Genomic DNA, 21,969 nt, shown 5'->3' with positions numbered 1-21,969 from the left:
ATAAAAAATATAAGCAGGCCATATTTACAGAAAAATAAAGCCTACCTAAAATATCAGGCTAAAAGCAGGTTTACGTTCCCTTTAAAAATAAATTAAAAGCTTTTTGATTTTAAAAATATAATTGTATTGATCCCTGAGTTTTTACTAAGTTAAAGTGCGGATCCCATGCTCGCGCAAGCACTTTAACAATATCCCGAAAGCCACCAGAATTTCCTGTTCACTCACACAGGCAAAGCCCAGTAATAATCCTTTCTGCCGGGTGGAATAATGTTTGGTATAGTATTGCGATAAGGCTCTGACCTTGATTCCCAGTTCAAGCGCTTTGGATGCAATCAAGACATCATCACTGCTGCTGGGCAATTTTAAAATCAGATGCAAACCGGCGGCGGTATTGTATTCATGCAGAAAATCTTCACCTAAATGTCGGCGAATCAGGTCAATTAAAAAAGCGTGGCGTTTGCCATACAATAAACGCATCCGTCGGATATGCGCTTCATAATGTCCTTCACGGATAAATTCAGCCAGTGTTTGCTGATCGATTAAGTGACCACCACGATAAAGTTCCGAAGCTACAATTCGCAATGAAGAAAAGAGCTGTTTTGGTACCACTAAATAGCCAATACGCAGGGCCGGATAAATCGTCTTACTGAACGTCCCCATATAAATCACCGGAGAATCCGGCTCTAAACCTTGTAAAGAAGGATAGGGCTGGCCCGAGAACCTGAACTCGCTGTCATAATCATCTTCAACAATCCAGCTATTGTGCTGGCGTGCCAGTGCAATTAACTGTTTGCGCCGTTCTAAACTTAAATGTGAGCCCAAAGGATACTGATGCGACGGCGTCACAAAAATCAGTTTAGGTGGTTTCTTGGGATGCAGATCGGGAATAATCCCTTCCTGATCCACCGGTAAGGAACGTAGATTGACGCCATTAATTCGTAAAATATTACGCGCGCCCCAATAGGCTGGATCTTCGATCCAGACCTCATCGCCTATGTCGCTTAAAGTACGCGAGACCAAATCAATCGCCTGATGGGTGCCTTCGGTAATAATGATCTGATCAGCATCGCACTGCACTGAACGGGCAATTTTCAGATATTCTGCCAGCTCCTGACGCAGTTCTAGGGAGCCACCGGCATTGCTGTAAATCAGGTTGTTAACTTGAGGTTCACGGCTCAAACGCGTTTGGATTTTGCTGAAAATATGATGCGGAAATTCGGTTACATCGGGTGCGCCCGGTACAAAGGCTCCCCATTGATAAGGCGAAGCCGCGGAATAGCCGAGCAAGTAAGAACCGCGTTGCGACAGATTATAATTTTGCTGTGCTTTTTTTTCTGCAACGGCAGGAGAATTCTGTTCTGCCTTCACCAAAAAGGATTCGGGTAATTTCTCTACTACCCAGGTACCTTGACCGGTACGGGCATCAACATAACCCTGTGCCTGTAATTGTTCATAGGCATTTAACACCGTATTACGTGATACCTGAATCTCTTTAGCCAGATCACGTGATGCAGGCAAGCGGGTTTTGGGAGCCAATACGCTATCAATAATCGCGTTACGCAAGCAGCGGAACAGGCGCATCTGTAATGTTCCTGTGACATCTTGCTGCAATCGCTGCAGTAAATAATCTCCAAGCAAGCTACGCAATTGGCTCTCTCCTACAAATTTGAAATGGCTCTCGTGAGAGCGGTATTGCTAGGTGCAAAATAGTCTGATCAGGCAGTCATTGTAAAGTGTCTTGTATGGGTTTTGATCATGTACCTGCGGCTTGAATGCGAGCATACAGGCGGGCAGGCAATATACACAGATACCGATTAAAACTAAAGCGGAAAATCTAGACACTGATTTTGTTTGGAGCTCGCTGAACTAAGACCTGAATCAAGCAATGATTGCCATAACAGCCGAATAGAGATGTGTTGCAGCCGCCAGGACATACGACTGCATATAACAAAAGGATCATAGAATGAACATGATGATGAAAGGATTGACCTATACCGAGCAAGGTACAACGGCCTGGAACAATTATCTTAAGCAACTGGATAAAGTAGCGCCTTATCTGGGTGAGCTGAGTGAACGATTGGACATGCTGCGACGCCCAAAGCGCAGTTTGATTGTCGATGTTCCGGTCATCATGGATGATGGTACGGTTCAGCATTTTGAAGGCTATCGTGTTCAGCACAATTTAACTCGCGGTCCAGGCAAAGGCGGCGTGCGTTTTCATCCAGATGTCAATTTAGATGAGGTGATGGCTCTGTCGGCCTGGATGACGATCAAATGTGCTGCTCTAAATTTACCTTTTGGCGGTGCCAAAGGCGGTGTGCGAGTTGATCCGAGCCAGCTTTCCAAGCGCGAACTGGAACGCTTGACCCGACGTTATACGGCAGAAATCAATTTAATTATTGGACCGCAAAAAGATATTCCGGCGCCGGATGTTGGAACCAATCCGCAAATCATGGCCTGGATGATGGATACGTTTTCCATGAATGCGGGTTCTACGATTACTGGTGTAGTGACCGGAAAGCCGGTTCATTTAGGGGGTCTTTAGGCCGCAGTAAAGCTACAGGTCGCGGCGTATTTATTAGCGGTCGTGAAGTTGCCCAGCAAATCGGTCTGGATTTAAAAAATGCTCGGGTTTGTGTACAGGGTTTCGGTAATGTGGGCAGTGAAGCTGCGCTGCTTTTCCAGGAAAATGGCAGCAAAGTGATCTGTGTTCAGGACCATTCTGCCACCCTGTATCAGAAAGAGGGGATTGATATTAAAAAGCTGCTTGAATACTCAAATGCCCACCATAAAATTCAGGGATTTTCTACCAGTGATGAAATTTCTGCATCAGCTTTCTGGACCATTCCTGCCGAAGTCTTTATTCCGGCAGCGCTGGAAGGTGTGATTAATACTCAGGTCGCGCAAAATATTCAGACCAAAATGATTCTGGAAGGTGCCAATGGTCCCACTTTGACTGAATCGGATGAAATTCTGAGTGAGCGTCATATTACCGTGGTGCCAGATGTAATCTGCAATGCGGGTGGCGTGACGGTCAGCTATTTTGAATGGGTTCAGGATTTGGCCAGTTATTTCTGGACCGAGGAAGAGATTAATCAGCGTATGGATGCCAGCATGAAAAATGCGGTACAGGATGTATGGCAAAAATCAGTCCAGGCCGGATGTTCTTTGCGTACAGCCGCTTATATTCTGGCCTGTGAGCGGATTTTAATGGCGCGTCAGGAACGCGGCATCTATCCGGGTTAAGCGAAGTTTTTACAAGATGGATTAATCCATAAAAATGAATGGATTTAATCCATGATGACCTATCCTAAATTTTTGCAATGGATTTTTAAATTGGCTTCTTTATTTAAAAAGGAGCCAATTTTTATTAAAAACATAAATACTTGTTTATAAATAAAATAATTTTATATTTTGACTCTTTTACTAATTTCAACTAGACCAATTGGCTCCTTCGATCTGCTGCAAAGTGGCTCTCGTCTCATACGTATAAATGCGCAAAATGAACCATATCAGCCAGTCTTTGGCAAATTTCTATCCCAAGATCCGGATAGCAAAATTTACAACGTATGAATCAAGAATGAGGATACAAAATGGACAGTAAACACTCAGCACTGAATGCACGTAAACAGCAGGCAACACCACGTGGTGTTGGGGTCATGTGTCAATGGTACGCAGAGAAAGCAGAAAACTCGACCATTTGGGATGCAGAAGGCAATCAATATATCGACTTTGCGGGCGGGATCGCCGTACTGAATACTGGCCATCGTCACCCTAAAATTATTGCTGCGGTCACTGAACAATTAACCAAATTTACCCATACGGCTTATCAGGTTGTACCATACGAGAGTTACGTTGCTCTGGCAGAACGTATCAATGCACGCGCTCCCATCCAAGGTGCTGCAAAAACCTCATTCTTTTCGACTGGTGCTGAAGCTGTCGAAAATGCAGTTAAAATTGCCCGTGCCCATACTGGCCGTCATGGCATTGTCACTTTTGGCAATGGTTTTCACGGCCGCTCATTTATGACGATGGCCATGACTGGTAAAACTGCACCTTATAAACGCGACTTTGGAGTGATGCCTGGTGGTGTTTTCCATGCCCGTTATCCGGTGGAATCCAAAGGCATTAGTGTTGATGATGCAATGCAAAGCATCGAAGATATTTTCGCAGAAGATATTGCTGCGCATGACGTAGCAGCAATTGTGCTTGAACCGGTACAAGGTGAAGGCGGTTTTAATGTGGTGCCTGCAGAATTCCTGAAACGCTTGCGTGTCCTATGCGATCAAAACGGCATTTTACTGATTGCTGATGAAGTACAGTCTGGTTTTGCGCGTACAGGTAAACTGTTTGCGATGGATTATTATGAAACCAAGCCAGATCTGATTACGATGGCAAAGAGTCTGGGCGGCGGTTTCCCGATCTCAGGCGTTGTGGGTCGTGCTGAAGTCATGGATGCACCAAATCCAGGTGGATTGGGCGGTACTTATGCAGGTAACCCGGTTGCTGTTGCTGCTGCCCATGCGGTACTGGATATCATTGAAGAAGAAGGGCTTTGTGAAAGAGCGAATGATCTAGGCGCAGAACTGGTTGATGTTTTACATGAACTGAAAATGTCATCTAGCATGGTCAAAGATATTCGTGCACTGGGCTCAATGGTGGCGGTTGAGCTTGAAACTGCGGAACAGGCAAAAGCTGTACAAAACCATGCCATGCAAAATGGTCTGTTAATCCTGACCTGCGGTCGTTATGGTAATGTAATCCGTTTCCTATACCCGCTCACGATTCCGGCAGAACAGTTCCGTGCGGGATTGGCTATCTTGAAACAAGGGTTTGCACTGTCTGTCGCAGCCTAATAAAAGAGTAATGATCATGCTTCAAGCGCAATATAGAGATTTATTACAGCATCCTGATATCAGCTTCGATCAGCCTGCCACGGATGAATATATTGAAGTCAAAGATGCAGCAACCCAAGCCACTTTGGCCTGGGTAAAATCCCATGACCGGGCGTCTGTAGAACAGCTGATTGTTCGTTCTCAGCAAGCCCAGAAAGCCTGGAAAGCCAAGACAGCTCTTGAACGTGCGGATGTGCTTTGGGCCTGGTTCGATCTGATGCAGGAAAATAAAGAGTCCTTGGCTCAGATCCTGACTGCTGAACAGGGCAAGCCACTGGCTGAGGCGCGTGGTGAAATTGGTTATGCCGCTTCCTTTATCCGCTGGTTTGCTGAGCAGGCACGCCGTATTGATGGTGACGTGTTGACGCCAACGCTTGCCCATCAACGGTTATTGGTCATTAAGCAGGCGATTGGGGTGACAGCGGCCATTACACCGTGGAATTTTCCGGCGGCGATGATTACCCGTAAAGCCGCGCCAGCTCTGGCTGCTGGCTGTTCCATGCTGGTTAAACCGGCTGAACAAACGCCTTTAACCGCCTATGCGCTTGAAGTTTTGGCCTTGCGCGCAGGTTTGCCACAAGATGTATTGCTGCATGTCAGTGGTGATGCGGTTGAAGTGGGTCAGGTCTTATGTGAAAGCGAAACCGTGAAAAAGTTAAGCTTTACCGGTTCGACTCAAGTCGGCCGTATCCTGATGCAGCAGTGTGCGCCGACCATCAAAAAACTGTCCTTAGAACTTGGTGGCAATGCACCGGTTCTGGTCTTTGATGACGCCAATCTTGAACAGGCGGTACAGGGCATCATGGCCAGTAAATTCCGTAATAGTGGACAGACTTGTGTTTGTGCGAACCGGATTTATGTACAAGATGGCATTTATGATGCGCTGGTAGAAAAACTGGTGGCTGCCGTTGCCAAGCTGAAAGTCGGTGATGGCCGTGATGAAGCTTCTACCCAAGGTCCATTAATTGATGAGGCTGCGATCGAAAAAGTGCAGTCACATATTGCCGACGCAGTGAGCAAAGGTGCACAGGTGAAAACCGGTGGACAGCGCTCAAATCTGGGCGGTACATTCTTCGAGCCAACGCTTCTGACTGAAGTTACTCAGCAGATGCGTGTGGCAAAAGAAGAAACTTTTGGACCGTTGGCGCCGTTATTCCGTTTCAAGACTGAAGAAGAAGCAATTCAGATGGCGAACGATACAGAATTCGGTCTGGCTACCTATGTATTTACCCAAAGTACAGCACGTCAGTGGCGTGTAGGTGAAGCCTTAGAATACGGTATGGTGGGAATCAATACCGGAGCTATCTCTAATGAGGTTGCGCCATTTGGTGGAGTCAAGCAATCAGGGTTAGGCCGTGAAGGGTCTAAATTCGGTATGGATGAATACCTTGAAATGAAATATCTCTGTGTTGATATTTCTTCATAATGATGTTTAAAAAGTAAACTTATTCATTAAAAAACTGATGAGAAAATATCAGCCTCCAGTGAATCCCGTGTTTAATTTAAACCGGGATTCCTGCGATGGAGCAAGGACTCAATAAACAGATTGGAGGAGGGCATATTTTCAGTTGTTAAGTCATTCTTCTTCTCTAAAATTCCCCTAAATATCAATTAAAGCATCAGATTTCTATCAGGATTTAACCCTGATTTCTAACTTTAAACCAAAAGCATCCAGTAATTTCTGCATAGACTTGAGTGTTGGATTAGCTTCCGGTTGCTCCATTTTCTGTAGAGTCTGGGGAGCAATCTTGGTTATTTTAGCCATATCGTTGAGTGTGAGGTGCAACTCGGTACGAATGAAGCGAGCAACCTGATGAAAAGGCCAGTCAGGATTGTTACTGACGGTTTCAAGTACAGATAATCTCTTTTGCATCTGTTGAATCGGAGTCAGGGGCTTAAAACGTTTATCCATGATTCAGCTCCTCCAATTGTTGGCAAATATTATCAATTCGATACTGGCTATTTTCCAGAATTTCAGGTGCCAATTGCAGATGTTGCATGTGCTCGAGTAATCCCTGATAAAGTGCTAATTGCTCGATTAACACCGCTCTGATTTCTTCTGAATCGATGAGCGTGCATTCAGCGATCTGTTCAATCACTGAATGCCAAATTGGCATACCACCATGATCATCTCGCTCCCAACGCGTAGTTCGGGCAATACCATCTGGATGTAGCCACATCGGCGCAAAGTCAAATAATGGGGTTAGTTGAATGATTCCGTTATTGAAACGTTGAATCGCTGTATTACGGGTATGATTGTCCTTATTACCTAAAGCGACATTGGCAAGATCACGCTTCAAATATTCAAAGATTTCCTGTTTTGGTTCAGTACAGCATTGCATCAGCAGGCTACAGATCTGGTTATGGGTCATTCTTACCCCAAAACCTGCTTTTCCTCCCAGAGAAGCAATACTTTCCTGAGCGATTCTTTCAACCTTCCCATCAATGACTTTACGGTCGAATCGGGGAATGAATAAAGTCTTGCCATGCAGCTCCAGTTCCTGATGAACACGAAGTCCCAGATACTGGGCAATTTTCATATATAAGGCTTCGTGCATCAAAATTTTATCTAAATTCTGATCGCTGCCACGGCTGAATTTCACCAGCCAATGCTGCTTGACCTGATGATCTGTCAGCGTGTGATCCAGATAGAACAGGTCATCATGACCTTGAGTCAGCAGTAATTTTGGCCACTCGCCCTGAATACCAGAAGAGCCGGCAATAAAAAGTCCATAAGAGGCTAAGGATTCAATAAAGTTTTCTTGACGTTCTACGACTTGGTCTAGGCTAAAGCCATGATTCTGCTGAACAGGAAACTGCCCCTGTAGCCATTCATAAGCCTCTTTAATCCGTAAATTACCAATCGGATTACCTGCACCTGCTTTTAAAAGCGCCCAGTCTGCTTGTTCCTGAGTATTTTCAGAAAAATTAAGCTGACGGAGTAATTCTTTACGACCATAACCTTGAGGTAACAAATCCATCAGGAAGGCCGGCCAGGTAGATTGCAAGGTATTTTGCACATTTACTGGTAAATGATAGGCTAGCGCATGCCCATCGCTTAGGTCCATATAAGAAATAGCATATTCAAATAGATATGATGTGCGCGTGGCTGCTTGCCATCCAGTTTGTTGTTGACCGACAATCTCAACAATAGCGCAATCCAGCCATTCATCTTCCTGATAAATCTGCAGTGTGCAATATTGATCCATAATTTTATTAAAATAGTAAAGTAAAGTGATTTTATTTATTATATACCTATTCTAATAAAAAACTAATTTTATCTTCTTAAAGTTCTTTATCGTTCTAAAAGGCCTTATCTTCACCAGAATACAAGGCTTATGAGGCTATATAACAAGATGTATCCTCATAGAAATCACGATATAACCCAATTGATTTTTAAATATCAGAGCATCTCTAACCCTTACTACCTATAATCGCTTTTTCACTTGAATGAACTTTTAAGCAGCAAATAAAGGACTAAATCCCCGTTTACGTAGTAATTTTCGGTACATACTCGAGCTTCGATCTGCCGGAAAATGCGCTTCTAAAGATAAGTCCAGAGGTAAATATTCAGGTTTCTGATTTTCTACAATCACACGATCTTCCTCGAAAATTTTCATATTAAAGGCATAGGCATCTTCAACCGGTAAATCTTTATCATAATTGCGGCAAATAGGTGCAAAAAGTCGTGTTGAACGCGCAGTCATGGGTGAAGCCGCATTCATGATGACCTGCTTGGCATGATTTGGAAAATGAATCGTAAGTGTTGCAGTAAAGGGTAGGCTCACTTCAAAATGACGTAACCATTTAAAATCTTCCTGGCCACGCTGCTCGATTCCGATCGGATAACGTCCCACACTGCTGATATAATCTGCATTAAAACCGACCTCCGTTTCTGTCGTACTGTAATCAGGAACTTCTACATCCTCCGGATCGCCAAAAGTGTCTGGATGCACCCAGGCAAAATGAGCCACATCAATAAAACCTTCGAGCTGTCTTCCTGCAAAACATTGAATGTCTATCTGAGGGCAGACCAGTTGCTGATACTCAGTATCATCCCAAAAAGGCATGTTAGGAATATGAGGTTCTGCATCTTTTGTAGCGCTTAATGAACACCAGATCAGACCATACTTTTCTACCGCAGCATAAGTTTTCAAATGGAAACGTTCCGATATTTTATGCTGAGGATGTGCAGGAATACGGTTGCATTTACCTTCATTGCCAAAGCGTAAACCGTGATAACGACACACCACGCCTTGGCCGTCATTTTTTCCCAAGCTTAAAGGTACACCGCGATGCGGACATGCATCTTTCGCCACCACCAGTTCATCGTTCATTTTATAAATCACCAGAGGCATATCAAGCAGCATGCTACTTGTTGGCTGATCTGTAATATCACGCGCAAGTGCAATCGGATACCAGTACTGAGCCAAAAGATGCCAGTCATGTTCCTCGAATGTCATATGGACTGGTAAGTCGGGACTAAAAGCGGCGATATTTGTATTCATAATGGGTTCTGTGTCATGACCTTTAGCTGGACTATAAAACAGCAATGTGTTCTATGAAATTTCAATTAACAGGACATAGGATTGCGTAAATCAGAACACTGACCAGCGATTAAAAACAAAATAAGCATCTTTCCAGGTTTTTTATGTTGAACCACGCAAATATTGAGATGGGATATTTCTAAGCTTAAATTTCGCTGAAAATATTTTTTTAAAAAGCGTGCTCTCAGTTTCAATGCTCTAGTTTGGCGCATAAATTGCTTATCACGCGTATAGAAAATTGATCATTTACTCAGAATCGACAAGGAATTGATGTGACGACTAGCTACTTACGCGGACAAGAACTTATTGACAGCATTCGCAGTGCACCTTATTCGCGTGACCTGATTGGCTATCATGGTGAACCACCGAAAGTGCAATGGCCAAACGGCGCGCGTGTCGCGGTACAGTTTGTACTGAATTATGAAGAAGGTGGTGAAAACCACATTGAACATGGTGATACGGGGTCAGAACAGTTTTTATCTGAAATCATCGGTGCTGCCAGCTTTCCAGACAAACATATGTCGATGGATTCGATGTACGAATATGGTTCACGTGCAGGCTTCTGGCGGATTCATCAGGAGTTCCAGAAACGTGGTTTGCCGATGACTATCTTTGGAGTCGGTATGGCCTTAATACGTAATCCTTATGTGGTCGAGGCGATTAAATCAGCTCATTATGATGTGGTTTCACATGGGCAGCGCTGGCTACATTATCAGGACATGCCGCTTGAACTTGAACGTCAGTATATGGATCAGGCGATCAGTGTTCTGGAAAGCCTGTTTGGTGAAGCGCCTATTGGCTGGTATACCGGTCGGGACAGTCCAAACACCCGTCAACTTCTGGCTGAATTTCCTCACATCAAATATGACGCTGATTACTATGGAGATGACTTGCCATTTTGGAGCACCTTGACCAATCAGGCAGGGGAAACACGTCCGCATTTGATTATTCCTTATAGCCTGGATAGCAATGACATGAAATTCAGTTCACCGGGCGGGTTTAATAGCGGGGAACAGTTTTATCAATATCTCAAAGATGCTTTTGATGTGCTCTATGCCGAAGGCGAAACTGCGCCAAAAATGCTGTCGATTGGCATGCACTGCCGTATTTTAGGACGGCCGGGACGTTTTAAAGCACTACAAAAGTTCCTAGATTATATTCAGAATCATGACAAGGTCTGGATTTGCCGCCGTGGGGATATTGCCGAGCACTGGTATAACCATCATGCGCCATAATCATAAAATATATTGGAAAAGATCAGTTTAGATGCTCTTTTTTGAGTCATGTACTTTATAAAAATAACAAACACATCAGCTTTGGCACTGTTATTGCAAAACCAGTTTTAAATAACCAAGCAATATAATCAGGCGATTGAATAGTGCAACTTGTTGAATTTAATCAAGCATCAACAGAAGATGCGATGATCTTTTTAAAGCACTGTGTGCAAATACCCAGCTGGTCGACCGAGCTTGCCGCAAAACGTCCTTATGCATCGTTTGAGGATATTTTGAATGCAGCGCAACAACAAGCGGCGACCTGGAGTTGGGATGAGATTAAAACTGCACTGGATAATCATCCCCGTATAGGTGAAAAACAGGCACAGGCTGAATTAAGTGAAATAGAAAAAGACTTTTCCCATCGTGAGCAATCCGGCATTACAGCAGATGACGATACCCAGCTCGCGCTGCTTAAAGGCAATCTTGCCTATGAAAAAAAATATGGGTTTATCTTTCTGATCAAAGCTGCTGGATTGAGCAGTGAAGACGTCCTTCAAGCCCTGAACTATCGTTTGCTAAATGATCCAGAGATTGAGAAACGTATTGTCCATCATCAACTGGCAGAAATTGCCTTGTCACGACTGGCTCAGGAGCTTCATGCATGATTAGCACACATATTTTAGATACACATCTGGGAAAACCTGCGACAGACGTGGTGGTACGACTTTTTGCTGAAGACGGTCGCTTGCTTGCTGAGACAAAAACCAATACAGACGGTCGCGTCAGTGATTTTGGCATAGTCGATTTAAAAACAGGTATCTATAGTCTTGAGTTTTTTACATCTGCTTATTTTGAAGGTTTGGGTTTAGAAACTTTTTTTCCTAAAGCAGTTATTCATTTTTATGTGAAAGATGCATTCCAGCATTTTCATATTCCTTTACTGATCAGCCCATTCGCGTACTCCACATATCGCGGAAGCTGATTTTATATTTAGACTTTGAGGGTGAGAAAAATGACAGAACAAAGTAAAACAATATCACCTGAACATGAATATTTAGGTGCGGGGAAAAGTGCAGCTTATGGTTTGCAACACGTACTGACCATGTATGGTGGAATTATTGCACCACCTTTAATCGTGGGAACAGCAGCCGGCCTAGAGGCTTATCAAATTGGATTATTGATTGCGGCGGCGCTATTTGTGGGTGGTTTAGCCACAATTTTGCAAACCGTTGGGGTGAAATATATCGGCGCGAAATTACCTTTGGTACAAGGGGTTTCTTTCGCTGGCGTTGCGACGATGGTCGCGATTGTGACTACAGGCGGTGGTTTGCAAGCCGTCTACGGTGCAGTCATTGTCGCATCATTGATCGGTTTTTTCCTCGCACCTTATTTTTCCAAAATTATCCGTTTCTTTCCACCAGTCGTGACCGGTTGCGTCATTACTATCATTGGTTTGTCTTTATTACCTGTAGCAGTCCGCTGGATGATGGGCGGCAATCCCAAGGCATCAGAATGGGGAAGTGTCGAAAATATTGGTCTGGCACTCATGACTTTAGCTTTAGTCGTCTGCCTGAATTTGAGCCGACATGCTGCTATTCGTCGCTTGTCTATTTTACTGGCAATTGTTTTAGGTTCAGTACTGGCTTATTTATTCGGTTTTGGTGATTTCTCTAAAGTTGCGACTGGGACATGGATTCAGGTACCTAGCTTCTTCGCCTTTGGACTACCGACTTTTGAGCTCACAGCCATTATTTCCATGCTCATCGTTACTCTCGTGATTATGACCGAAACCACAGCAGATATCATTGCAGTGGGTGAGATTGTAGGTACCAAAGTGGATGCGGATCGTATCTCGAATGGCTTGCGTGCCGATATGTTATCGAGTGCGATGGCACCGGTTTTTGGTTCATTTATGCAAAGTGCTTTTGCGCAAAATGTCGGCTTGGTGGCGATTACCGGAATTAAAAGCCGATTTGTGGTCGCTGCGGGTGGCATGATTTTAGTAGTGCTGGGTTTACTGCCCATTATGGGACGTTTGATTGCTGCCATTCCTGTACCGGTATTAGGTGGTGCAGGTCTGGTACTTTTTGGAACAGTCGCTGCAAGCGGGATTCGTACCTTGGCTAAAATTGATTATAACGAGCAAAAAAATCTCATCATTGTTGCGACCGCTATTGCTGCCGGTATGATTCCAATTATTGATCATTCCTTTTATGCCAATTTTCCAAAATGGGTACAAACCTTGTTTCATTCAGGCATCAGCTCAACCTGCTTAATGGCCATTTTACTCAACCTGTTGTTCAATCAACTGAACTTATTTAAAAATAAAAGTACAGCAACTACAGAAATTGTGGCAAAACTTCCCCATTAGAAAATTTAAACCAGAATGAAAGCAGCCCGGAAAGTGGGCTGTTTTTTTATCAAAAATTAAAAATGTTGGCTTTGTTTTTGCTTAATTCAGAATGTGATTTTTTCATTCCACTGGGGACCCTTATTTATGAAATTCACTCAACTTACTGCTGCAACTTTACTTGTATTGGGTGCGGCATCCGCACAGGCAAAACCGATCTGGCAAGACTTCAGTGTCACCGGACTTTATGGAGAAAACTATGAGGTGGTCAATGAGAAACAGGCGACTGCGACCTTTGAATATACGGCAAAAATAAAATATGCAGATGTCTTCTTCTTCATTGACCGTATGCGCGGCGCAGATGACTTTAAATCCAGTTATTTTGAATTTTCACCACGTTTGAGCTTGGGTGAAGTGTCGGGTCAGAAGCTTGCCTTTGGTCCGGTTAAAGATGTACTGGTTTCAACGACCTGGGAAGGTGGAGAGGGTTTTGATAACTTCCTGTACGGCGTAGGTTTCGATCTGGATATTCCATATTTCCGTTATGCCAGCATTAACCTTTATCGCGTGAATAATGAGAATATTGATGATGATTACCAGTTGACACTGACCTATGGCGTGCCAATTAAACTGGGAACTGAAGAATTTCTGGTGGATGGCTTCTTGGACTGGTCTACAGAAGAAGATACTCATGACAGCGAGATGAACTGGACCACCCAATGGAAATGGAATGTCGGTAAACACATTTCTCCAGACACCAATTTATATCTGGGGATTGAACATTCTATCTGGAACAACAAATTCGGTATCCCAAATGCCGATGAAAATAATGTCAGTGCTTTAGTGAAATATCACTTCTAGGCAAAGTGATGAAGAAATAAGTTAAAAGCCCTGATAAAAGGGCTTTTTTTAATGCGTTTAAAATACGATCTGGATGTTTTCAGGAAAAGGATGAACATCACAATTTGATCCGCTACCTATACGATCCACTACGACAAACTCGCTGGGTGCTTCAAGGGTCAATAATGGATGATGCCAGGTTCCGGCACGATAATTTATCCCTTGAGAACCATCACTGATAAATACCTGAATCTGACTAATATCGGGCTGTGTATAATCAAGTTCAGGCGCTACAACGATTAAAAATTGCTGGCCGTGCATCGGAATAAAAGCCTGTGATCCTAGAGGATGCCTTTCCAGCATTGAGATTTGAAAAGGAATTGCCGTAGCTTGCATATTTCTAAAAATACTCAGTCCGACCTTGGTGTCACTTTCTACTTCAGCCAGGGCATGATAACGCTCAGTCTGCTGCTCATTGATATGAAAATAATGATTACCCTGACAGGCAATGACTTCTCCAAAAGGCAGAAAACTTTCAGTGCTTAAAGGCTGTATTTTTATACTTTGCATAGACATATCATTGATCACTCAAGCCAATTTTCCCCAGAGACGAATCCGGCTGATGCCACCGTCCGGAATCATGTTGACACGAATATGGGAAATTTTTTCGTGTTGTAAAATTTCATTGATGTAATGATGAATATGATCCATTTGCATAGGTTGGGCTGCTAACAAAAAGGCCAGAACATGCTTTGTGGAATGAGTTGCTCATCGGTTGCATCCTCAACATAGATGGCTTGAATAGAAACCTCTGCAGGGAAATTTCCCTTAAAATGGGCGGTATCAATTTCAATTTTCTCGATTCGGGCACTGGCGCCTAAAGCCAAAATGCACCAGTCAAATCCTGGAGCACGACGCCGTTTGGTTTCCCAGCCATCGCCCATGTTAATGCCACGTCCCGGATTAATCAGATTGCGTGGATGTCCAAAATGCGCATCGCTATAGGCAACGACACGGCCACCATGTTCTAGTGCCAAAACATCTAGCATTTGATCACTATCTTGCAGATTGATTTTTACCTGACCATAGACCTTAAAACGTGCAATCCCACCGTCAGGATAAATATTCAAACGGACATGGGTAAATATCTGCTTTGCTGAAATCTGAACAATATGATGCTGGCTGGGGCCCAAGACATTATTTTCTATAATGCTGATCCATTCTGCCTGATCAAGATTTCCATCTGGCGCATAACATGCTTGCACAGCAGCAGAGGCCGGATAATTACCGCTAAAAAAGTCGTATCAATATCCAGTGCCTGTATTTGACCTGCAACAGCAAGTTTAATGATGGCCCAATCATAGCCCGTGTGGCGCTTGCGACGGGTTTCCCAGCCATCCATCCATTTGCCATGCTCATCAAACTTGTCTTCGATAAAGACCGGTGCCTCAAATTGCAACATGCGTTTTGCTTCAGCAAAAAACTCATCTGAACATTCAAGAATTTCTGCGCCAATTCGGGCATCTGCAAGGTTAGTTAACTGCTGTACTGGAGCAGGCAGATCAAAAATTGGAGCTAATAAGGTCGCCATCTTAAATTTCCATCATTGGTATACGTCACATGAATATGCACTTTTATAAATACAAATTTAGGTCTTCTGCCTTTATAAAAACAGGACATTGAAGGAATTTAAAAGCACAGCGTGTGCCAACTCTTGCTATTTATTTAGTGCATTTTTTTCAGGATGGCACGTTTTTAGCATTTTAGCTGGCAATGAAGATGAAATAGCCAGGAGGAATAGATGGAGATTGCAATTATTGGGGCAGGCATGGGCGGATTAACCACAGGAATTGCACTAAAAAAGTTCGGACATCGGGTCACCATCTATGAGCAGGCAGAACAGATTTTACCTGTCGGTGCTGCAATTTCCTTGTGGTCAAACGGGGTGAAGTGTTTGAACTATCTGGGCTTAACTGAACAGGTAGCAAAGTTAGGTGGCCAGATGAATGACTTAGCCTATATCGATGGTTTGAATGGCGAGGTCATGACGCAGTTTAGTTTGGCGCCGTTAATTGAAGAAGTCGGTCAACGTCCATATCCGGTATCGCGTGCTGAATTACAAAATATGTTAATGGATGCGTTTGGCCGGCAGGATATTCAGCTCGGTAAAAAAATGATGTCTATTGAGGATAAGGGGCAACACGTTGAAATCGGTTTTCAGGATGGCAGCACTGTTTCTGCAGCATTATTGATTGGCGCAGATGGTACCCATTCCATGACGCGTCAGTATGTATTGGGCAAACAGGTTGAACGCCGTTATGCTGGCTATGTGAACTGGAACGGACTGGTTGAGATCTCTGAAGATTTAGCGCCCGCACAGCAGTGGACCACTTTTGTCGGTGAAGGCAAACGCGCTTCACTGATGCCTGTGGCAGAGCATCGCTTTTATTTCTTCTTTGATGTGCCATTGCCCGCAGGTCTGGAGAATCAACATTCGGAATATAAGATCTTATTAAAGCAATATTTCTCTGGCTGGTGCTCCCAGGTTCAATGCCTGATTGACAGTATTGATGAGCAGAAAACCAATCGTGTCGAAATCCATGATATTGAGCCTTTTAACCAGTTTTATAAGGGCCGTGTGGTAATTTTAGGGGATGCGGCACATAGCACCACACCGGATATCGGGCAGGGAGGTTGCCAGGCAATGGAAGATGCGGTCTATCTGGCACGTGCCTTACAAATTAATACGCTAGGTCTGGAAGATGCCCTGAAACGTTATCAGAATAAACGCAATGAACGCGCCAATGAATTGCTGCTACGTGCACGTAAGCGTTGTGATGTCACGCATATGAAAGATGAGCAAATTACCAAAGACTGGTATGCAGACCTGCGGAAAGAGCAAGGCCCACATATTATGAAAGGCATTATTAGCAATATTGTGGGTAATCCATTGGATTAAGTTTCATTAATAGCATCACATATCGAGAAACCACGATTTTAGCCATCGCGGTTTTTGTTATTTAAGTATGAAAATACTACAGTTGCTGCACCTTGCTTTTTAAGGCCTCCATTTGTTCAATAATATGTTTGATCATCAACTGGGAAACGCGTGAAATCTGGCGTTTAGGCGCCACACAGAGAGCAAGGGTTAGCGGATGCAGCCCTTTTTCAGAGATAGGTTTAAAGACCACTTCATCTCGCTCGACATAGGGTAAAACATCGAGATAACTAAAAATTCCAATCCCGGTATTCGCCTTAATGAGAGTATTCATCAGGCGGATATCATTCGATTCCGTTTTACGTGCGGGTATAAATTGATGATGTTTATACAGTGCCTGTACATAATCATGAATAATCAGGGGGTCGGCCGGAATAAAATGGTTGTCATTCAAGGTATCGGAAAAATAAATCTTTTCTGCTTGAACAAGAGGATGAGACTTACCCATCACAAAACCTAAAGGCAGTTCCAGAAAATGGAGGACTTCAATATGTTGATGGGATTTTGGATTCAGGATCAGGCCAAAATCCAGATCTGCCTCAATCACTTTTTTGGCTACAATTTCACTGTCTGCGACCCGGATATTAAAATTAATCCAGGGATAATGTTCATACATATATTGCACGGACTGCATGACAAAACCATCATTCAAGGCAGAAATTAAACCAAATTCGATGGTCCCACGCGTAAGCCCCTGAATTTCATCAAAGCGAATCCGGGTTTGCTGGAATTCTTTTTGCCATTTCATAACATCGGCATAGAGTAATTCGCCCGCCAGTGTCAGTTTTAAACCATTGGGCAAGCGCTCAAATAACATAATTCCCAGTTCTTCTTCAGCCAGAGCAATTTGCCGATGTACTGCAGACACGGAAATGAATAATTGATCTGCGGCCTTGCGTAAACTTCCCGTTTTCGCCACCGCGATAAAATATTCTGAAAATCGGGAAAAAGGCGTATTCATCAATTTAGTCAAGCAAGTACCACCGTTTATTTATATCAATATTTGAGATAAACGTGTTTATGCGAGTTTTATGCCAAAGAAGGTAGCTTTAATCGGCAAGTACATTTGTACATGGTTGATGTGTTCTAATTTTAAGAATGAATAGTACGAATCATTCTAATAGACAGAATGACAATAAATTAAGTAATTTCAATCATAAGCAAAGCCAAAATTGCACAGTTCTGTACTGTTCAAGGCCTGTAAAAAGAGACCATCCACAGTAAGAATATAGGTTTGATATGAACGCCATTCCAGTCATCAATTTATTCAACAAACCCTGCTATAGCCAGTTTGATGATCAGGACTGGGAAATTCTGGCTCGTCACTGGTATCCGGTTGCACGGATTCAGGACGTTTCTACCCAACCGCAACAAGTAACCCTGCTTGATGTCAAACTTGCACTGTATAAAACAGACAGTGGTGCAATTCACCTGGTTCGTGATCTCTGTCCACACCGGGGCGTACCCTTAACCAAAGGCTGGGTTTCGGGTGAAAATCTGGTCTGTCCTTATCATGGCTTACACTACAATGGCCAGGGAAAATGTATCAAAATTCCTGCACAACCCGAGCTGACCAACATTTCTGAGCGCTTTTCTCTGACCAAATTTCCAGTAGTGCAAAAATATGGCTTGATCTGGACCAGTATTTTTGGCCGTGACGAAGCAAAAGCCAATTTTCCTGTTTTAGATACCTGGGAGATGCCAGATCATCAGGCAATTTTACCGCCGTTTGTGGATATTGGCGGCTCAAGTGGCCGTCAACTGGAAGGCTTTATTGATGTTGCACATTTTGCCTGGGTTCATCAGGGTTCTTTCGCAGATCCTGAAAATCAGGTAGTGCCCAAATATTCAACAGCACGGACCGAATATGGTTTACATACCGAATATGTCAGTGATGTCAGCAACTATCCGCATGGGATGCAAGATCTGGCGCCGGAAGGCTTTTTGTGGAAACGGGTATTTGATGTCTATCCACCGTTTTCTGCGGTGCTTACCGTACATTTCCCAGAACAGGGACAATTAAAAATTCTCAATGCTTGTTGTCCGGTCTCACACAATAAAACCCGTTTATTTGTGCCACTGACACGTAACTTCGATACCACAGGAGATTTACAGGCAGTATATGACTTCAATGCACAAATTTTTGCCGAAGATCAGGACATGGTGGAAAGCCAGAAACCTGAAGAATTACCGCTCGATATTTCCATGGAAGCACATTTTGAAGCGGATCGCTCTTCAACGACTTACCGTCGAATCTTAGCTGAGTGGGGATTAAGTAAACGTTATGTGGTCTAATATATTTTAAAATTAAAAAATATAGATTAAATTTTAAATAGAAACCCTATATTCTAATATAGTGGTTTTTATTTATATTATTTTTGAATGATCAAAATATTATTTATATGTCCTTATTTATTAATTAAAATTGATTAATATTTTCAAAATTTGGAAATTAAATAAATCAATCCAGGCAAGCTCCGATTAGAGATTTCCAACCTCCTTCAATGAGGAGAGAAAAGAATAATATCTTTAGAACATTACCCCCTCAGTACATTACAAGCTAAATTGAATTATAAAAAATATTAATATATTTTAATAGATCTCTTTCATAAATCAAAAAATGATCTTCTTTTTGGTTAATATTTGCACTCCTAATTTCTTGGCATTCGTGCATAATCTGCGGATGAAATACATCGATTCAAACAAGCTTTCTGATCCTCAGTTCAAGCGATACACGGGCATCTCATGGTCAACTTTCTATTTGATGGTTGAGCAATTGAAGAAACATGTTCCTGTCAAAGGCAGACCGCCCAAGTTAAGCCTGGAAGACCAGGTTCTGCTCTGTCTGAGCTATTGGCGGGAATACCGAACCTTATTTCACGTTGCAACGAGTTACGGGGTTTCAGAGCCCACAGCCTCAAGAATTGTCCGTCATGTTGAAGACTGCCTGATTCGGTCCAATCTTTTTAATTTACCGAAAGATTTACCCGAGGGCGAAGGCATTGACTGGAATGTTGTGATCGTGGATGCCACGGAAATTCCAATACAAAGGCCCAAAAAAACAGAAGAAAAGCTATAGCGGCAAGAAAAAGCCCCATACCTTTAAAGTACAGGCCATGATTCACTACAAGACTCAGCAAATTCTGAGTTTATGTAGCAGTCGCGGTGCAGTGCATGATTTCGAGTTGTTCAAACGCAATTTAAACCAGATTCCTTCAGGAGCCTTTGTTCTTGCGGATAAAGGTTATCAGGGGATTTATACTTTGTATCCCAATAGCCTGTTGCCCTTAAAAGCCAAAAGACGCTGTAAATTGGATCCTGAACTAAAAATCTATAATCAGGAAATCAATAAAAGAAGAATAGCAATTGAGCATGTATTTGGCAGTCTAAAAACTTTCAAGATCCTTGCGGAACGTTATCGCAATAGAGCTAAAAGACTCGGTTTGAGATTCAATCTAATTGCTGGAATTTATAACTTGGAGCTGAGTAAAAAATGATTTATGAAAGAGGTCTAATATTAGTAACTTATATAAAAAAAATTCCAATCCCTCAATGAAGCTCAATACATGGTTCTATCATTTTAATTTATCTTTGCTCATGAAAAATATGAAGCTTGGATTAAAAAAGGAATGCGCAAATTTAAGGCATTTTATTTTATCGCACCACTTATAAGCAAAAATAAAAAATAAATCCATTTTATAAATTAAATTCCCTATCAATCACAAAATAAGCTTTTATAAATTTAACATCATTACGCCTTAATTAAATTATAAAAACAAAAAACATTTTATTTTAAAACCCTATTTCTATTATTTTTATAAAAACTGGAATGCTTATTGCTAATTATATCTTGAACAGACTGAGCACATTTGCGTGAAGTCATTTTAAAGCATGTGTTGCATGACACAGAACAACCAAGAGCAGAATAGAATGAAAGAAAAAAATAGCTTGAAAACCGGATTGAAAAAATTGGTAGGGGTATTAATGGCAAGTGGTGTAATGGGCATGGCCGCTGTCGCCAATGTTCAGGCCCAAGATAAAGCCGCATTTGTTTATATTGGCCCAACCAGCGACCATGGCTGGACCTATTCTCACGATCAGGGCCGGATTAAGGCTGAAAAAACCCTCGCAGGAAAATATAAAACCTCTTATATCGAAAATGTCCCTGAAACAGCAGATGCCGAACGTGTGATCCGCAACCTGGCACAACAAGGCAATAAAGTCATTTTTGCGACTTCGTTTGGTTATATGAATGCAATGGAGAAAGTATCCAAGCAATTTCCCAATACAGTATTTATGCATGCAACCGGTTATAAGCAGGGGAAAAATTTAGGAGTGTATGATGTCCGTACCTATGAAGGCGCTTATATGCTGGGTGTGGTCGCAGGGCAAAAAACCAAAAATAATGTTTTGGGTGTAGTTGCGTCTTTTCCGATTCCTGAAGTCATCCGTAATATCAATGCCTATACCCTCGGTGCACAAAGTGTAAATCCAAAAATTAAAACCAAAGTCATTTGGGTGAATTCATGGTTTAACCCGGGCAAAGAGCGTGATGCAGCCTTGGCATTGATTGCTCAAGGTGCAGATGTGCTGATGCAAAATACCGATTCTCCGGCAGTGGTACAGGCGGCTGAACAAAAAGGTGTCTTTGCTTTTGGCTGGGACTCTGACATGAGCAAATTTGGCCCTAAAGCGCATCTTGCCGCATCGGTTTTACATTGGGAAAAAATTTACACCCCGGTAATGATGCAAGTCAGCAATAAAACCTGGAAACCAAGTGCAATGTGGTACGGCGTGAAACAAAAAGCAGTCGATATTGAAAGCTTTGGTCCTTCCGTGTCGGCAGCCTCTAAAGCAAAAGCACTCAGCGTACGTGACGGTATTTTAAAAGGCACATTGCATCCATTTACCGGCCCGATTCATAAACAGGATGGCACATTGGTCTTGGCAAAGGGCAAGCGCCTAGATGATGCGGCACTAAGCAAAATGAATTACTACGTGAAGGGCGTAGAGGGTTCATTACCGAAATAAAGCTTTGTCATTTTGCAATTCAAAAAACTTTAAATACTTTGATGTACTTTCCCGCATCCATCTGAATGCCTGCACGCTTCAGATGGATGCC

Annotated in this window: 18 protein-coding genes and 2 pseudogenes; 13 read left to right on the top strand and 7 right to left on the bottom strand. The window is 42.8% G+C overall.

The features are described from left to right. Positions 1 to 144: 144 nt before the first annotated feature. Complete coding sequence (locus HGD77_RS07575) at positions 145 to 1,647, bottom strand: PLP-dependent aminotransferase family protein (RefSeq protein WP_004646934.1); 1,503 nt, start codon at positions 1,645 to 1,647, stop codon at positions 145 to 147. Between the two features lie 328 nt (positions 1,648 to 1,975). On the opposite strand from HGD77_RS07575, the pseudogene HGD77_RS07570 reads away from it, so the two are divergent. From HGD77_RS07570 to HGD77_RS07560, 3 genes and pseudogenes are all read left to right on the top strand, one after another. Next, positions 1,976 to 3,246, top strand: a pseudogene (locus HGD77_RS07570) (Glu/Leu/Phe/Val family dehydrogenase). A 347-nt stretch (positions 3,247 to 3,593) separates the two neighbouring features. Beyond that, positions 3,594 to 4,856 carry a 4-aminobutyrate--2-oxoglutarate transaminase gene (gabT, locus tag HGD77_RS07565; RefSeq protein ID WP_004646932.1) on the top strand — a complete coding sequence of 421 codons (1,263 nt, stop codon included), beginning with the start codon at positions 3,594 to 3,596 and terminating at the stop codon, positions 4,854 to 4,856. 16 nt (positions 4,857 to 4,872) lie between these two features. Further along, positions 4,873 to 6,321 (top strand): NAD-dependent succinate-semialdehyde dehydrogenase, encoded by a 1,449-nt coding sequence (locus HGD77_RS07560; RefSeq protein WP_085064718.1) that lies wholly within the window; start codon positions 4,873 to 4,875, stop codon positions 6,319 to 6,321. Positions 6,322 to 6,525: 204 nt separating this feature from the next. Here HGD77_RS07560 and HGD77_RS07555 read toward each other — a convergent pair whose 3' ends face one another. The 3 genes from HGD77_RS07555 to HGD77_RS07545 all read right to left on the bottom strand — a co-directional run bounded on the left by HGD77_RS07555 (position 6,526) and on the right by HGD77_RS07545 (position 9,403). Then, positions 6,526 to 6,807: a helix-turn-helix domain-containing protein gene (locus HGD77_RS07555; protein ID WP_085064719.1), complete on the bottom strand. Its 282-nt coding sequence runs from the start codon at positions 6,805 to 6,807 to the stop codon at positions 6,526 to 6,528. Continuing rightward, positions 6,800 to 8,104: a type II toxin-antitoxin system HipA family toxin gene (locus HGD77_RS07550; RefSeq protein WP_168730773.1), complete on the bottom strand. Its 1,305-nt coding sequence runs from the start codon at positions 8,102 to 8,104 to the stop codon at positions 6,800 to 6,802. The genes HGD77_RS07555 and HGD77_RS07550 overlap by 8 nt, the downstream gene beginning before the upstream one ends. 249 nt (positions 8,105 to 8,353) lie before the next feature. Then, on the bottom strand, positions 8,354 to 9,403 hold the full coding sequence (locus HGD77_RS07545; protein ID WP_004729750.1) for a Rieske 2Fe-2S domain-containing protein: 1,050 nt from the start codon (positions 9,401 to 9,403) through the stop codon (positions 8,354 to 8,356). 311 nt (positions 9,404 to 9,714) lie between these two features. On the opposite strand from HGD77_RS07545, the gene puuE reads away from it, so the two are divergent. The 5 genes from puuE (at position 9,715) to HGD77_RS07520 (ending at position 13,870) form a co-directional block, all read left to right on the top strand. Beyond that, entirely contained in the window at positions 9,715 to 10,677 is a 963-nt protein-coding gene (puuE, locus tag HGD77_RS07540) for an allantoinase PuuE (protein WP_004729752.1), read from the top strand. A gap of 143 nt (positions 10,678 to 10,820) precedes the next feature. Beyond that, complete coding sequence (gene uraD / locus HGD77_RS07535) at positions 10,821 to 11,324, top strand: 2-oxo-4-hydroxy-4-carboxy-5-ureidoimidazoline decarboxylase (protein WP_085064723.1); 504 nt, start codon at positions 10,821 to 10,823, stop codon at positions 11,322 to 11,324. Beyond that, positions 11,321 to 11,641 carry a hydroxyisourate hydrolase gene (uraH, locus tag HGD77_RS07530; RefSeq protein WP_004280258.1) on the top strand — a complete coding sequence of 107 codons (321 nt, stop codon included), beginning with the start codon at positions 11,321 to 11,323 and terminating at the stop codon, positions 11,639 to 11,641. The genes uraD and uraH overlap by 4 nt, the downstream gene beginning before the upstream one ends. 30 nt (positions 11,642 to 11,671) lie before the next feature. Further along, a complete protein-coding gene (locus tag HGD77_RS07525) occupies positions 11,672 to 13,030 on the top strand; it encodes a nucleobase:cation symporter-2 family protein (protein ID WP_086044843.1) in 1,359 nt (452 codons plus the stop codon). A 126-nt stretch (positions 13,031 to 13,156) separates the two neighbouring features. Beyond that, positions 13,157 to 13,870, top strand: a complete 714-nt coding sequence (locus HGD77_RS07520) for an outer membrane protein OmpK (RefSeq protein ID WP_086044844.1) — start codon at positions 13,157 to 13,159, stop codon at positions 13,868 to 13,870. 57 nt (positions 13,871 to 13,927) lie between these two features. On the opposite strand, the gene HGD77_RS07515 is transcribed toward HGD77_RS07520, so the two are convergent. Beyond that, positions 13,928 to 14,425, bottom strand: coding sequence for an ureidoglycolate lyase (locus HGD77_RS07515; RefSeq protein WP_004646920.1), 498 nt, complete (start codon positions 14,423 to 14,425; stop codon positions 13,928 to 13,930). 12 nt (positions 14,426 to 14,437) lie between these two features. Further along, a pseudogene (alc, locus tag HGD77_RS07510) lies at positions 14,438 to 15,440 on the bottom strand (allantoicase). A gap of 210 nt (positions 15,441 to 15,650) precedes the next feature. Between alc and hpxO the strand changes: the two are divergent. After that, positions 15,651 to 16,808 (top strand): FAD-dependent urate hydroxylase HpxO, encoded by a 1,158-nt coding sequence (hpxO, locus tag HGD77_RS07505; RefSeq protein WP_086044845.1) that lies wholly within the window; start codon positions 15,651 to 15,653, stop codon positions 16,806 to 16,808. Positions 16,809 to 16,884: 76 nt separating this feature from the next. Here hpxO and HGD77_RS07500 read toward each other — a convergent pair whose 3' ends face one another. Beyond that, on the bottom strand, positions 16,885 to 17,808 hold the full coding sequence (locus HGD77_RS07500; RefSeq protein WP_086044846.1) for a LysR family transcriptional regulator: 924 nt from the start codon (positions 17,806 to 17,808) through the stop codon (positions 16,885 to 16,887). A 278-nt stretch (positions 17,809 to 18,086) separates the two neighbouring features. Here HGD77_RS07500 and HGD77_RS07495 point away from each other — a divergent pair, with 278 nt between their 5' ends. The 4 genes from HGD77_RS07495 (at position 18,087) to HGD77_RS07480 (ending at position 21,878) form a co-directional block, all read left to right on the top strand. Beyond that, positions 18,087 to 19,142 carry an aromatic ring-hydroxylating oxygenase subunit alpha gene (locus tag HGD77_RS07495; protein ID WP_086044847.1) on the top strand — a complete coding sequence of 352 codons (1,056 nt, stop codon included), beginning with the start codon at positions 18,087 to 18,089 and terminating at the stop codon, positions 19,140 to 19,142. Positions 19,143 to 19,530: 388 nt separating this feature from the next. Continuing rightward, on the top strand, positions 19,531 to 19,926 hold the full coding sequence (locus tag HGD77_RS07490; protein ID WP_071850805.1) for a transposase family protein: 396 nt from the start codon (positions 19,531 to 19,533) through the stop codon (positions 19,924 to 19,926). After that, complete coding sequence (locus HGD77_RS07485; protein WP_086044848.1) at positions 19,874 to 20,344, top strand: transposase family protein; 471 nt, start codon at positions 19,874 to 19,876, stop codon at positions 20,342 to 20,344. The genes HGD77_RS07490 and HGD77_RS07485 overlap by 53 nt, the downstream gene beginning before the upstream one ends. A 433-nt stretch (positions 20,345 to 20,777) precedes the next feature. Beyond that, the gene (locus tag HGD77_RS07480; protein WP_086044849.1) at positions 20,778 to 21,878 is read left to right on the top strand and encodes a BMP family ABC transporter substrate-binding protein; all 1,101 of its coding nucleotides are present in this window, start codon (positions 20,778 to 20,780) and stop codon (positions 21,876 to 21,878) included. The last annotated feature ends 91 nt before the right edge of the window (positions 21,879 to 21,969 follow it).

The organism is Acinetobacter sp. NEB149 (assembly GCF_012516415.1).
GTDB classification, from domain to species: Bacteria; Pseudomonadota; Gammaproteobacteria; order Pseudomonadales; family Moraxellaceae; genus Acinetobacter; species Acinetobacter lwoffii_V.
This window is presented reverse-complemented; position numbering and strand designations above follow the sequence as displayed.